Below are 15,229 nucleotides of genomic sequence, written 5' to 3'. Positions count from 1 at the left end.
ATCAAACAATTCTACTGGTTTCAATAATCATCATATCTGTAGTAAATGAGCCATCAGGTTGCAGTTCAAAATAGTTTTTTGTATCACTAGCAGCTGTTTCTTGATAAGCTCTAATTGCTTCCACTAATTGAGTTGGTGTACGCATGCGTTTAACCCATGTATCAAAAGAGAGTGTTAAACGATGACGAGCAATATTATCGATAGTAAAACCAGCTTCGGTCAAAAAAGTTAACCATTCACCTGCCGTATAGTCACGAACATGTGATGTATCACGCAACGCTTCAATGGTTTGTAACCAGATATCTAATACTGGATGTCCGGGGGATACCACATCCATAATTATCAATTTGCCATTTGGTTTAGTGATCCTATGTAATTCACGTAAACTTTTACCCACATCGTGCCAATGATGTGCGGAATAGCGACTTGCGACAATATCAAATTGACTATCAGCAAAAGGTTGCTGTTCGGCATAACCTTGTACTGTGGTTAGATTATTTAAACCTCGTTCCTTAGCTGTTTGAGAAACGACAGATAACATTTCATCGGATAGATCATAAGCGATAACGTGTTTTACATGCTGTGCGGCAATAAAACTAACATGACCTGCACCGCAACCCATATCAAGTAATTGAGCTTCAGGATAGTTAGCAAGCAGGTTAGATAAATATTGTAGATCGGGACCTTGGGCGTGAACTTTACTGGTCAAATAGGCATTAGCTTGTTCACCAAATTGCTGTTTTACATGATCGTGATGTGTTGCCATAGCGATTTCCCATAATTTGGCGCCAAAAGGGCGCCTTAAATAATTAAGCTAAAAAGGTTGGAATTTTGTTTTCAAATGCGCTAATCGCATCTTCATGCTGTAAGGTTAATCCAATATTATCCAAACCATTTAATAAACAGTGACGTTTAAATGCATCAATTTTAAATGAATATTGTTTATCGCCAGCAATCACGACTTCGTTAACCAGATCGATAGTAAATTCTATCCCTTCGTTAGCTTCAACAATTTTAAATAATTCATCAACATCTTCTTCTGATAAATTAACTAATAGTAACTGATTATTAAACGAGTTATTGTAAAAAATATCAGCAAAACTTGAACCAATGATGGTTTTAAAACCATAATCGGCAAGTGCCCATGGCGCATGTTCACGTGATGAACCACAACCAAAATTTTCGCGTGCTAATAAAATACTTGCGCCTTTATAACGTGGTTTGTTCAGTACGAAATCGGGATTTGGTTGCTGACCAGCATCATCTAAAAAGCGCCATTCATGAAATGCATGTTTACCAAAGCCAGTACGGGTTACTTTTTGTAAAAACTGTTTAGGGATAATTGCATCAGTATCAACGTTAGCCGCATCTAAAGGTACGACTAGTCCGGTATGTTTTGTAAATTTAGCCATGACGAGCCTCCTTAAAATGATTTGCGAATATCAGTAAAATGACCAGTAATAGCTGCCGCTGCTGCCATAGCAGGACTGACTAAATGCGTACGGGCATCACGACCTTGACGACCTTCAAAATTACGGTTACTGGTTGATGCACAGCGGTCGCCCGGTGCCAATTTATCATCATTCATCGCTAAACACATTGAACAGCCCGGTAAACGCCATTCAAAACCAGCTTCAATAAAAATTTTATCTAACCCTTCAGCTTCTGCTTGCTCTCGAACAGGCCCTGATCCAGGAACGACCAATGCTTGCACTCCATCGGCAACTTTACGACCTTTAGCAATTTGAGCCGCAGCACGTAAATCTTCAATACGTGAATTAGTACATGAACCGATGAAGACTTTATTAATTTTTATGTCCGACATTTTAGTTCCAGCTGTTAATCCCATGTAAGCTAAAGCACGTTCTGCTGAATGTTTCTCAATAGGATCAGTAAAATCATTAGGGTTTGGTACTTGAGCATCAATCGAAGTTACCTGACCAGGATTAGTACCCCATGTTACTTGTGGCGCAATATCTTTACCTTCTAACGTTACAATGGTATCAAAATGGGCACCTTCATCTGTTTTTAATGTTTTCCAATAAGCGACTGCTTTGTCAAAGTCTTCACCTTTTGGCGAAAATTGACGACCTTTCAAATATTCAAAGGTAACTTCATCGGGTGCGATAATGCCCGCTTTCGCGCCCATTTCAATTGCCATATTACATAATGTCATACGGCCTTCCATAGATAAGGCTTTTATTGCTTCACCACAAAACTCAACCACATGTCCAGTACCACCCGCACTCGTTGTTTTACCAATAATTGCTAAAATAATATCTTTTGCGGTAATACCATCGGCAACATGCCCTTTAACTTCAATTTTCATGGTTTTGGCTCGACCCTGTTTTAGCGTTTGGGTTGCTAACACATGTTCAACTTCCGAAGTACCAATACCAAATGCTAATGCACCAAAAGCCCCGTGTGTAGCTGTATGGGAGTCACCGCATACAATGGTCATTCCTGGTAAAGTTATTCCTTGTTCTGGTCCTACCACATGAACAATACCGCGTAATGGGCTTTGTAAACCATATAATGAAATCCCAAATTCTTTGGCATTTTTATCCAGTTCGGTTAATTGAATTCGAGCCATTTCACTACAAGCGCTAAGATCATTACTTTTAGTTGAAGTATTATGATCCATCGTCGCAAAAGTTTTATTAGGTTGACGTACTTTACGATTCATGGCTCGTAAACCATCAAATGCTTGCGGGGAGGTAACTTCATGAACTAAATGACGATCGATATATAAGATAGGCGTCTCATTAGGCGCTTCGTAAACGACATGTGCATCATACAATTTTTGATACAGTGTTTTTGACATTGCTGTTTTCCTTGTTATTTCTTATAACGGGTACTAAAAAATTAACTAACATATATCATTCTCTAACAGTTAAATAATCATTAAAACCTGAAAAGGGATATTAAAGAGTGACAAGCCACCAATACTCAAATATCCCTTAATTGGATTGATCAAAAACTATTAAATAAGTTTACAAATAATATCACCCATTTCATCGGTTGAAATCGATTGCTGTTTTTGGGCAAGATCAATTGTACGATAGCCTTTTTCTAATGCTTGATTAACGGCCGTTTCAATCGCTGTAGCAATATCATCGCGTTTTAAACTGTAACGAACTAACAACGCTAATGACAAGATTTGTGCAGCAGGATTAGCTATATTTTTACCAGCAATATCTGGTGCACTACCACCAGCAGGTTCGTATAATCCAAAACCTTGCTCATTAAGACTTGCAGATGGTAACATTCCCATAGAACCAGTAATCATTGCGCATTCATCCGATAAAATATCACCAAATAAATTAGAACACAAAATTACATCAAATTGTGAAGGATCTTTTACTAATTGCATGGTGGCGTTGTCAATATACATGTGTTCAAGAGCAACATCAGGATAATTTTTTGCAACTTCTGTCACAACTTCACGCCATAAAATTGAGGTTTGTAGTACATTAGCTTTATCAACAGAAGTCACTTTTTTACGACGTAAACGCGCAGCTTCAAAGCCCATTTTAGCAATCCGCTCAATTTCAAAGCGGTGATATACTTCGGTATCATAAGCTTTTTCTTGAGCACCACTGCCTTCACGTCCTTTAGGTAAACCAAAATAGATGCCGCCTGTTAATTCACGCATACACAAAATATCAAATCCGCGTTCTGCAATATCCGCTCGTAATGGACAAAGATCCTCTAAACCTTGGTATAAACGGGCAGGGCGCATATTAGCAAATAATTTAAAGTGTTTACGTAATGGCAATAAAGCACCACGTTCTGGTTGTTGATCTGGCGGTAAATTAGTCCATTTAGGCCCACCTACTGAACCGAATAAAATTGCATCGGCTTTTTCACAGCCTTCTAACGTATCTTTGGGTAATGGGCAACCATGAATATCAATTGCAGCGCCACCAACATCATATTCACTGGTTGTTATAGCTAAATTATATTTTTTACGGATGACTTCAAGTACTTTATAGGCTTGTTTCATTACTTCTGGGCCAATACCGTCGCCGGGTAGTACTGCAATATGGTAACTTTGTGTCATTTTCTTATTCCTTAACAATTTAATGAATTGATTAACTTTGCTTCTTAAATCACAAGATAATATTAAACAAGATGTAATTTTTGTTTTTCTTGTGCTACTTGATTTGCTCGATAAACATTATTTAAAACATTAATTAATGCTAATGCCGATGCGTGAACAATATCGGTAGCTAATCCTACACCATGGAAATTGCGCCCTTTATATTCTGCAACAATATCAACTTGACCTAAAGCATTTTCGCCTTGCCCTTTGGAAGCGAGTTGATATTTAACAATTGCTATAGGCTCATTAGTAATTCGATTTATTGCTTGATATACCGCATCAACAGGACCATTACCCGTTGCTGCATCGGAAAATTTTTTATCCCCAACGATTAAGCTAACCGAAGCTGTTGAGACAACTGTTGAGCCAGATTGGACATTAAAATAATCCAAAACATAATGCTCTTTGTCATCTTTTAGTTGATTAATAAAGATAAGTGCTTCAAGGTCGTAGTCAAAGACTTGCCCTTTTTTATCGGCAAGTTCTAGAAATGCTTCATAGACTTGATTTAAGTTATAGTCTTTATCATGATAACCAAGTTCTTCTAAACGGTGTTTCACAGCGGCTCTTCCTGAGCGTGAAGTTAGATTCAATTGAATTTGGTTTAATCCAATTGATTCAGGCGTCATGATTTCATAAGTTTCGCGGTTTTTTAATACCCCATCTTGATGAATTCCTGATGAGTGTGCAAAGGCATTACTACCAATAACCGCCTTATTAGACGGTATTGGTGTATTAGTAATTTGGCTTACGATTTGGCTGGTACGATATATTTCTTGATGATTGATATTAGTGTGAACATTTAAAATATTTTGACGAACTTTAATCGCCATAATCACTTCTTCTAAGGCTGTATTGCCCGCTCGTTCACCTAAACCATTCATCGCGCCTTCAATCTGCCTAGCGCCTTCTTGAATCGCGCTAATCGAGTTAGCCACCGACATGCCCAAGTCATCATGACAATGAACAGAGATAATCGCTTTATCAATGTTCGGGACACGTTCAAATAAGGTACGAATAATGCCACCAAATTGATAAGGGACAGTATAACCGACAGTATCCGGAATATTGATCGTTGTTGCCCCTGCTTGAATTGCTGCTTCAACAATCCGACATAAGTTATCAATTGGGGTACGGCCTGCATCTTCACAAGAAAACTCCACATCATTAGTATAATTACGTGCACGTTTAATACAGTGCACAGCCCTATCAATGACATCTTCAAATGTCATTTTTAATTTGTCTTGCACATGTAAGGTTGAAGTAGCCATAAAAGTATGAATTCGAAATTGATCAGCAACTTTTAAGGCTTCTGCTGCAACATCAATATCTTTGTCAATACAACGAGATAGTGCACAAACACGACTATCTTTTATTGTTTTTGCGATAGTTTGCACCGATTCAAAATCACCAGGAGATGAAATAGGAAAACCAACTTCCATAATATCAACATGCATTCTTTCTAACGCAAGCGCTATTTGTAATTTTTCTTTAACACTTAAACTGGCCTGTAACGCTTGTTCGCCATCGCGTAATGTTGTATCAAAAATAATGACTTGATCGCTCATTGTTTTATCCTTTGTATATTCTAGCGCTATTGCGATATTTCAAGTTAAGAAAACAAAAAACCCGCACTTTAGCGCGGGTTCTTGTTAATTAGTCGAGTTATTTAATAAATTATCTTTACTCCACACACAAGGTATCCGCGCAATAAGATGCGAGGAGGAGAGTGAGCAAAAGGTAATTTGTTTTAATCATTAAAACTCTCAAACTAGTTAATTTAAATTGGTCAAAATATTAACATCATTTTTATCAAATAATAGTTTAAATGTCAAGATTAATATTTATAGAGTATTACTTTTAACGTACTAATTATTGGGTAAAAATTTTGTATGCGTTAATAACAATTGTTCATTATTATTAGCCATGCTAGTTTACCTGTTTAATGGATTTTTTATGTCACCCTATACAGAGATATCATTTAAGCAACAATTACATTATAATTGAACAAAATGTGTGCACAATATTAATCAATGTTTATTAAAAATATACTCATTACTTTAGTTATTTTAATTGTTATCCAATTCATAAATTTGACAAGCGTATCTAATTAATCTAATTTTAAAAATCTTTAAGTTACCTTTCATTAACAATCATTAAGATGGAGTTATGATATGAATATTGTCGAGATTTCCCAAAATCGTTACACAACCAAACATTATGATAAGACTAAAAAAATCCCTAAAGAGAAACTTGAACAATTATTAACGGTTTTACGAAACAGTCCATCATCAGTCAATTCTCAGCCATGGCATTTTTTTGTGATTGATAATGATACCGTTAAAAATAAAATTTTACCGGCAATTGCTGAGTTTAACCAACCTCGGGTCACAGACTCATCGCACACTATTGTTTTTTGTATTAAAACGCCATTAGATGAAGCACATTTGGTTAATTTATTAAATCAAGAAGAAAAAGATGGGCGTATACCAACCGCAGAATTAAAGGATGCTCAGGATCAAGGTAGACGTTATTTTGTTAATTTAAATAGTTCAACTCCTCAATCTCAGCAATGTTGGGAGGGTAAACAAGCCTATCTCGCTTTAGGGCAATTGCTTTTTGCAGCAGCTGCTATTGGTATTGATTCAACAGCCGTTGAAGGATTTGATTCTGAAAAAATGGATGAGATTTTAGATTTAAAAGCAAAAGGATTAAAAAGTTTAGTGATTGCGACTCTAGGTTATCGATCTGAAAATGATGGTAATGCGCATCGTCCTAAATCACGTCTACCAAAAGAACAGATTTTTACTTTTTTATAAATATTAAAATAAAGTAATATTTATGATTATCCCGTCCAATAATGGGTGGGATAATTTAAAAAGACCGGTACTATTTATTGAAAATAATTGTCAGATTTTAAGAAGATATCTTCAGTCATTTGTTGTTGTTCTGGTATAAATTTGTCATTATAAAAAAATAACCCTAGACCATACAGATAGAATCATTACAATATACGCCATCAATTATTTAGCAATACAATAGGTTGCTAGTTTTAATTAATTAAACGGATGATGTTTTATGGCACAATATGTCTATACCATGAATCGCGTAGGGAAGATTGTTCCCCCTAAACGCTATATTTTAAAAGATATCTCTTTAAGTTTCTTTCCGGGTGCCAAAATTGGGGTACTCGGTTTAAATGGTGCAGGTAAATCTACACTATTACGCATTATGGCGGGTGTGGATACTGAGATTGAAGGCGAAGCTCGCCCACAACCCGATATTAAAATCGGTTATTTACCTCAAGAACCTAAGCTCGATCCTAAGCAAACTGTACGCGAGGCGATTGAACAGGCTGTTGGTGATGCAAAAAAAGCACTCGCTCGACTAGATGAAGTTTATGCCGCTTATGCTGATCCTGATGCCGATTTTGATAAATTAGCCAAAGAACAAGCAGAGCTTGAAGCAATTATTCAATCGCAAGATGCCCACAATTTAGATAACCAATTAGAGCGTGCCGCCGATGCTTTACGTTTACCTGATTGGGATGCGAAAATTGAAAATTTATCAGGTGGTGAGCGTCGTCGTGTCGCTATCTGTCAGTTATTGCTTGAAAAACCAGACATGTTATTAATTGATGAACCAACTAACCATCTGGATGCTGAATCTGTAGCTTGGCTTGAACGTTTTCTACATGATTATGAAGGAACCGTTGTTGCTGTAACTCATGACCGTTACTTCTTAGATAATGTTGCGGGATGGATTTTAGAGCTTGACCGTGGTGAGGGTATTCCATGGGAAGGTAACTATTCATCTTGGCTTGAACAAAAAGATCAGCGCTTAGCGCAAGAAGCGGCAACCGAATCAGCACGTCGTAAATCGATTGAAAAAGAGCTTGAATGGGTAAGACAAAATCCAAAAGGTCGCCAAGCGAAGAGTAAAGCCCGTTTAGCTAGATTTGAAGAGTTAAACAGCAACGATTACCAAAAACGTAACGAAACAAACGAACTCTTTATTCCACCTGGGCAACGTTTAGGTGACAAAGTTATCGAAGTAAGCAATTTAAGTAAATCTTATGGTGATCGCGTACTGATTGATAATCTTTCATTCACTATTCCAAAAGGGGCAATTGTGGGGATCATTGGTCCAAATGGTGCCGGTAAATCAACGCTATTTAGAATGTTGTCAGGTAAAGAGCAGCCAGATTCAGGTACTATTACCTTAGGTGATACAGTACAATTAGCGTCGGTTGATCAGTTCCGCGATAGTATGGATGATAAAAAAACCGTTTGGGATGAAATATCCAACGGACAAGATATTATGCGTATCGGTAATTTCGAAATACCAAGCCGTGCTTATGTTGGTCGCTTTAATTTTAAAGGCGTTGATCAGCAAAAACGTGTTGGAGAACTTTCCGGTGGTGAACGTGGACGAGTACATTTAGCCAAATTATTACAAGTTGGTGGTAATGTGTTATTGCTCGATGAACCGACCAATGACCTAGATGTTGAAACATTACGTGCGCTTGAAAATGCGTTATTAGAGTTTCCGGGCTGTGCCTTAGTGATTTCGCATGACCGTTGGTTCCTTGACCGTATTGCAACGCATATTTTGGATTACCAAGACGAAGGGCATGTTGAGTTCTTTGAAGGTAACTTTACTGAATATGAAGAGTGGAAAAAGCGTACTTTAGGTGCAGAAGCTGTCGAACCAAAACGTGCTAAATACAAACGTATTACGAAATAGTTGATATTATTAATTAAGCTTATCCGCCGATGATGATTCGGCGGAATACTAATAAACAAGAAATAATTAGACACAATCGCTATATCTACAACTGACATTTAAAATAATTATTCTATCCATCCCATTAATTAACAAATCTTTTTAACAATACGGATGCAACAAGTGTTTAAGCAAAATTTTTGGATGCTTTAACAATTTTAGCAAATGTATCAGTTAACAAATGTGGTATAGCACTTACGCCACGGGATTTTGCAGCATCACAAACAGCAATAGCTAAATCGGGTTTAGAACTGCGATGAATCGCTTTTTGAATAATTTTAGGTACAGGCATATCAATATGTTGCACAGTATTATACGCTGCCAATTTATAAACATCACTAAAACCATGTTTAAACAAGAAGTTTTCAATATCGCGCGCAGGTAATACGGTTAAATAATCACTTGGATTTTTGCCTTCAGGACATAGTGATTTTACTGTATCAGCATATTTTTTACCTGCCATATCTCCATCAGTTATTACATACCAATGAATGCCCATTCGATTAGCGTATTTTATCAACGGTTTTAAACCGCATTGAGCAAATTCAATTAACTGTACGCCTTCCGAACTTAAATGATAACCACTCTGTTCAGCGAGCTCTCGCAGTAACCAAACTTCGGTTTCGCCTTCTACTAATAACCAACAACGGGCAAATATGGCGCTGGCACGTCGATAGAAAATATGAAACAAAATTCGACGACTATCATCAGTTCCAAAAGAACGTGGCGTAATGTATTTTGCAATGATTTTATCCGGTAGACGAATCAAGCGATAAATGGTATCTAATGGAAAGAGTGATACTAAATCACTTGAATTAGAGGTGATAATTTTTTGCGTTGGTAGATGTTTGAGTAACCGAAATCCAACCGATAAGATGATAGGGTGGATTTGGCTTTCAGGCTCTTCTAAAATTAAAATGGGTACTGAACTTTGTGAAAGTGCAGTATTACCTTTAGCATTAATAAGCGACCCAAATACTCCTAACAAGGTGGCACGTAAGTAATCATCATCTAAATCATCCAAAATATTATTAATGCGTTCAAGGGAATCCCAATCTTCACTGCGTGGGCTGGTTTTTTTTGCCACTTGTTTATAATGATAGCGATGCTGCTGATCCACAAAGTAATATTCTAAAAGTGCACGAGCAGCTTGCAAACCGCGTTGTAATTCATTTTGGCTTAATTGTGAAGAATGTGTCTTTAACTGATTTGACAGTTGCTCAACAAAATATTGCGACAAGGGTTGATTGGTAATGGGTAAATCATCACTATTAATTGTATTTTTTAACGCCATAATTGGGTTGAGTTCAATTAAATGTGCGATCAACAATTTATGATTTTCAACATTAAAAGGCTCACCATTTGCATCAACCAACACATGCTCACTAATAATATTATCACCTTGTTTATCGGCGCTAATATGGTAAGTAATACGGCGCAACTTATCTTGTTCTGAATTAAAGCTAACCGGTATGAGTGAGTGATAAGCTTGCTTATCTAGCTCGTTTAAGGACGATTCACAATAAGTAATTTTGATGCTAATGTGATCTCCATAAACATGATTTTGGTCATGATAAAAGTCAGAATCAACAAATTGATAAAACTTATTGTTGAGGGATAACAACATTAACGCACTAATTAAACTTGAGCGTCCCCAACGGTTCTCGCCAATTAGTACGCTGGAACTTGCGTTAAATTTCAAAGATAATTGGCTAATACCCCGAAATCCTGTAATATCAATTTGCTCAATAAACATAGTATTTCCTTATGTTAAAGTTGATACTTCTGTGTCCGTTTACTAATTCGTTCTGCTTTTTGTTGTGCGCTGGTGATTAATTTATGCTCATCACGTAAAATTGTTTTAATGGATTTATTAAAATAAACTTTCAAAAATCGCCAAATATCCCGATTTGTTAAGCCAATTTTAGTTGATGAAAAATAAAGTCCAATCAGATCTTTATCACGCCAACGAGTAGGTACTTTATCGCGAATTTGGGCTCGGTGTAAATCGATTACTGATAATTTAATTTGCTGATGATTTTCAAATAGCGGTATATCAAGCAAAAAATGACACAAATAGCAGTCACGATGATTTACTCCAGCTGCATGCATTTTAGCGGTCATATTGGCTAAATAAATAATCAATGAACGCTTTAAATGATAACTAGGAGGTTGGTTTGGCCATGGCTTAGTAAAATCTTCTAAACTTATGGTAGGGTTAAGATCTTTGGTAATAATAAACGAGTGACGTGTCAGTGGATTTAATCCCTTTCGTCCAAATGCGCGCCCATCCATAGTATTTACGCCAGCTTGCTCTAAACGATGAATCGCATCCCACTCTTGTTTGGCATCTAAAACAGGTAAACGTAGTGAAATTAGATTCTTTACAATCTCTTTAACGGTGGTGCCGCGGTGGATTTTAATAAAATATGATTCATCTTCTAATTGAAAGTTTAACGTTTTACGCTGTTTGACTGCGCGATAGACTTTACCTGAAATTAATTCAACTTCAGTAAACGGATCTTTTTGTTGCCATAACTGCTCAAAAGGTGATTTAAGTATAATTTCATTCATGATGACATCCTAAAATAATGTCTGCTGCACGCTGCGCTAAATGATATAAATCTTCACTATTACCATAGGCAATGGCATTTTTATGCCAACTTAGCCATTGCTCTTTATCGTTAATTAATTTTGCCAATGCTTGATCTAAAGCACTTTGATGATAAGGTTCACTTAACACAATGCCCGCATTCGCTTGGTTAATATGATAAGCATATCCAGAAATACCTGAAACAATAACAGGTACGCCCGCCGCTAATGCTTCAATCAATACCATACCAGCGGCTTCTTGTCTGGCTGGATGAAGTAATAGATCGGCTGAAAATAAAAAATCAGGAATATCATCACGACCCGAAAAAAATCTCACTTGTTTTGTAATATTTAATTCCTCAGCCAATTTTTGATAGGGTTCAGGTTTATCTTGCCCAACAACCAAATAGATGACTTTTTGTTTTGATTCATTAGTTAAAGCTGCAATGGCTTTCAATGACCGATCCACCCCTTTACGTTTAAAATCTGAGCCAATTTGCACTATCACAAAATCATCTTGATTAATTTGATTTTTTTGTCGAAATTGTTCACGCTTTATTGGGGAGCAAACACTGTATTTACGATCTAACGCAATTCCCGGTGGTAATAAAAAGAATCGTTCATTTTGAGTATGATAATAATTTTTAAAATCTTGAGTTTGTTGTTTAGTCAACACCATGATTTTAGTTTTTGAACTTTGGTCAAAAACGGCTTGTTCAAAGGCTAAATAGTGTTTGCAACGTTTAGAGTGTTTATAAAAAAAGCCCTTGTGTGCTGCTTTTTCAGCAAAACAAGTATCACCTGCAAAATAGACATCTAATCCCGGCATTTTGTTAAATCCTACAACACAATCAGCTGGATTGGCTTGTAAATGCGCTTGTACCCAATGGTAATAAGCTTGATTACGACTATGGTTGGTTAACCCTTTTTTAGGAACAATAATAATATCAAATCCCGCCGGTTTATCTCCCTGCCAGTCTAATACATAAACACGAATTTGATGCCCACGAGCTTGGCAAGCAGTAGCAACTTGCAAAAAATCACGTTGCAAACCACCAAAAGGGAAAAATTTATAAATACAAAAAGCCAGTTGCATGCAGATTATCTCAAATGATAAAACGTCATTATATACTTGTTGTTAATAAAGGTACAAAAATACGCTGATTCAATTAATATTTTTCACTAAATTCGTATAAATAGTATGTAAAAATCTAAAAATGCCTTAAGTTATCACTTTATGGTTTTATATTTAATCGATAATCGATATAGATAATTAAATTTACTTAAAAAATGAATGTGATACTATGTTCAACTTATTAGTGAAATATGAATGTTTATCACAATAAATTAAAAATTATTAATATGTTGAAATGGATTCGGTAGTAAATGTTGTTTATAAATTTAAGCAATCCTTATTACTCACTTGGATAAAATTTAATTATACAATGATTAGGGAATAACCATCGCATCTGCACGGTTTTTGAACTAAACGTTGAATAAAATGAATCACGAATTAAATCATCGCTTAATTCAATATATTAATAAAACAGATTTGAATCAATTTTTTGATAAAAATATTAAAGTAGTTTTCAATAAAACAATTTCTAATAGTAATAAATTAAATTTTACAGTTGGACTTGTTTTATAAGTCGGTCTTGCTGATAGTGGATTATTTTTTACTTTAGGAAATTATATTTTTTGATGTTTGATTTTTTTCTGAAATAGAAATGTCCAATATCAGCATTTTTTATGCTCATACCATGAACTAATAAGTAGGATTAAACAAAAGGTAAGTATTTTATTTTTTGTTATCATGTAATTGACGTGTTAATTGTGGGCAGGAGATAACCTTTTTATTTTGCTTTTTAAATAAACCAAACACCTCAAATTCACTAACTTTATTATCTGTTTTTATTACTTTCATAAACTGGTGTGTATAAACTTGATTTTATAATTCAGCAATTGCATCAATATTAACTTCAAATTTTTTGACAGCTTACGCGAAGTAAACCCATATGTACATCAATTCATTGTATCTTAATAGTTTACATCGACATTTGGTTGCTAATTAATGTCAAAATATTCATTAATAAATTAATTAGTGCTTATTTAACTATATCAATGTTATTTCTTTATCGTTTAAATTGGTAAGTATCACCAATCGCACTACCTTGAACACCAAATTGGCGTAAGTTGTTATCGACAGCATTCATGGATTGCCAATGATTTTCGCACCAATCAGGGGCGAGTAAAGTTGGTTTTCTGGCATTGGCTGAAATTCGATGATATAAAATATTAGCGGGAGTTTGTCGAATAATATCACCAGCAATATCCACATACTCCTCTAATGACAATACCGTTAAGCGACCCGCTCGCCATGCTTTTGCCATAATACTGCCTTCAACAATATGCAAAGGATGCAGTTTTAGCCCATCAACACCACTGGTTAACACGCGATCAAGCGTAATTAAACTATCTTGCTTGTTCTCATTTGGTAAACCAATAATTAAATGAGTACATACTTTTATACCAAGTTTACGGGCTTTTTGTACCGTTTGGTGATAATCGTCAAATGTATGCCCACGATTAATATGATGTAATGTTTTATCATTAGCAGTTTGCAAACCAAGTTCTAACCAAACTTCGTAACCTTGATCTTGATAATGAGCAAGTAAATCTAATGCTTCTTTAGGTACACAATCTGGGCGAGTACCAACACAAAGCCCGACAATATCGGCACTGTTGAGCGCTTCTTGATACATCTTTTTGAGAATTTCAACTTCGGCATAAGTGCTGGTATAAGCTTGAAAATAGGCAAGATAACGCTTTGATTTTTTCATTTGATGCGCTTGGGTTGCAAGCTGGTCAGAAATAGATTTGACTTGGATAGATTCATCGATAATTGACGCAACATTACAAAAAGTGCAACCGCCAACACCAAGAGTACCATCACGATTTGGACAACTAAATCCACCATGTAACGTTAATTTATAGATCTTTTCTCCATAACGACGCTGCAAATCGGATCCAAACGTATTAACCACTAAATGTAATTGCATAACAAACCAAAATAAAAATTTTTTTTATTGTACGAAGATAACCAATGAACATCAAGAACTAACAAAACGTTACTTTAACTGTTCACTTTGCTGAAGTATGGTTTTAATACATTAGTTATTATGTCTCTTGATAACGTATTGCTATCCATCAAATAATTGATCAGTTAACTAGATTAATTTTTTATATTTTTATACTGAAACGTAGGCATAACCTGAAACTTTTTAACAAAAATTAGCAAAATCTTGCATAATACAAAAATCCCTGTGTATACAGGGAACATGCAGATAAAGCAAATGGTACTGAAACTGTAACACGGTTTATCCCTGTGTATACAGGGAACATAGCTATGAGGATAAAAAACATATCTCAGGCTGCGGTTTATCCCTGTGTATACAGGGAACATACCAATTATAACATACTGTTTTATAATTAAAATCTTGACCAACAAATTTCTACCGATTTTTTTGGCTATTTTTTATCAAAATCATAATATATAACACTATGTTTTTATTTGATTAATTAAAACTAATGGAAATTAAAATTAGATTCTACGGGATTCTGCCGATAAATTTATATTTTTCATGCAGTTAAAAAATGGTTAACAATAAAATATAGAATTGCGATTTTTGAATAGCAAAAAATGCTATGTAATATTAACGCCCGCCGATTTATCCCTGTGCATACAGG

The 15,229-nt window shown here is 35.5% G+C and carries 11 protein-coding genes; 2 read left to right on the top strand and 9 right to left on the bottom strand.

Annotated features, from left to right (window positions below):
* Position 1: 1 nt before the first annotated feature.
* The 5 genes from H3S88_RS00325 to leuA form a co-directional block, all read right to left on the bottom strand.
* Positions 2–772, bottom strand: a complete 771-nt coding sequence (locus tag H3S88_RS00325; protein WP_370528578.1) for a class I SAM-dependent methyltransferase — start codon at positions 770–772, stop codon at positions 2–4.
* A 37-nt stretch (positions 773–809) separates the two neighbouring features.
* Positions 810–1,412 carry a 3-isopropylmalate dehydratase small subunit gene (gene leuD, locus H3S88_RS00320; protein WP_198226502.1) on the bottom strand — a complete coding sequence of 201 codons (603 nt, stop codon included), beginning with the start codon at positions 1,410–1,412 and terminating at the stop codon, positions 810–812.
* Between the two features lie 11 nt (positions 1,413–1,423).
* Complete coding sequence (gene leuC, locus H3S88_RS00315; protein ID WP_198226504.1) at positions 1,424–2,824, bottom strand: 3-isopropylmalate dehydratase large subunit; 1,401 nt, start codon at positions 2,822–2,824, stop codon at positions 1,424–1,426.
* 159 nt (positions 2,825–2,983) lie between these two features.
* A complete protein-coding gene (gene leuB / locus H3S88_RS00310) occupies positions 2,984–4,063 on the bottom strand; it encodes a 3-isopropylmalate dehydrogenase (RefSeq protein WP_065737645.1) in 1,080 nt (359 codons plus the stop codon).
* Between the two features lie 62 nt (positions 4,064–4,125).
* Entirely contained in the window at positions 4,126–5,673 is a 1,548-nt protein-coding gene (leuA, locus tag H3S88_RS00305) for a 2-isopropylmalate synthase (RefSeq protein WP_065737644.1), read from the bottom strand.
* A 606-nt stretch (positions 5,674–6,279) separates the two neighbouring features.
* On the opposite strand from leuA, the gene nfsB reads away from it, so the two are divergent.
* Together nfsB and ettA are read left to right on the top strand one after the other, a co-directional pair.
* Positions 6,280–6,924, top strand: coding sequence for an oxygen-insensitive NAD(P)H nitroreductase (gene nfsB / locus H3S88_RS00300; RefSeq protein ID WP_198226506.1), 645 nt, complete (start codon positions 6,280–6,282; stop codon positions 6,922–6,924).
* A gap of 259 nt (positions 6,925–7,183) precedes the next feature.
* Positions 7,184–8,851 (top strand): energy-dependent translational throttle protein EttA, encoded by a 1,668-nt coding sequence (gene ettA / locus H3S88_RS00295; RefSeq protein ID WP_065737642.1) that lies wholly within the window; start codon positions 7,184–7,186, stop codon positions 8,849–8,851.
* A gap of 166 nt (positions 8,852–9,017) precedes the next feature.
* On the opposite strand, the gene H3S88_RS00290 is transcribed toward ettA, so the two are convergent.
* The 4 genes from H3S88_RS00290 to H3S88_RS00275 form a co-directional block, all read right to left on the bottom strand.
* Positions 9,018–10,646 carry a DUF2813 domain-containing protein gene (locus H3S88_RS00290; RefSeq protein WP_198226508.1) on the bottom strand — a complete coding sequence of 543 codons (1,629 nt, stop codon included), beginning with the start codon at positions 10,644–10,646 and terminating at the stop codon, positions 9,018–9,020.
* Positions 10,647–10,660: 14 nt separating this feature from the next.
* Positions 10,661–11,464 carry a lipopolysaccharide core heptose(I) kinase RfaP gene (rfaP, locus tag H3S88_RS00285; RefSeq protein WP_198226510.1) on the bottom strand — a complete coding sequence of 268 codons (804 nt, stop codon included), beginning with the start codon at positions 11,462–11,464 and terminating at the stop codon, positions 10,661–10,663.
* Complete coding sequence (locus H3S88_RS00280; protein ID WP_198226512.1) at positions 11,457–12,578, bottom strand: glycosyltransferase family 4 protein; 1,122 nt, start codon at positions 12,576–12,578, stop codon at positions 11,457–11,459. The genes rfaP and H3S88_RS00280 overlap by 8 nt, the downstream gene beginning before the upstream one ends.
* A gap of 1,036 nt (positions 12,579–13,614) precedes the next feature.
* A complete protein-coding gene (locus H3S88_RS00275; protein WP_198226514.1) occupies positions 13,615–14,541 on the bottom strand; it encodes a TIGR01212 family radical SAM protein in 927 nt (308 codons plus the stop codon).
* Positions 14,542–15,229: the final 688 nt, after the last annotated feature.

The sequence above is a fragment of the Gilliamella sp. B14448G11 genome (genome assembly GCF_016101765.1).
GTDB classification, from domain to species: Bacteria; Pseudomonadota; Gammaproteobacteria; order Enterobacterales; family Orbaceae; genus Gilliamella; species Gilliamella apicola_N.
The sequence above is the reverse complement of the archived record's forward strand: the minus strand, read 5'-3'. Positions and strand labels throughout refer to the sequence as shown.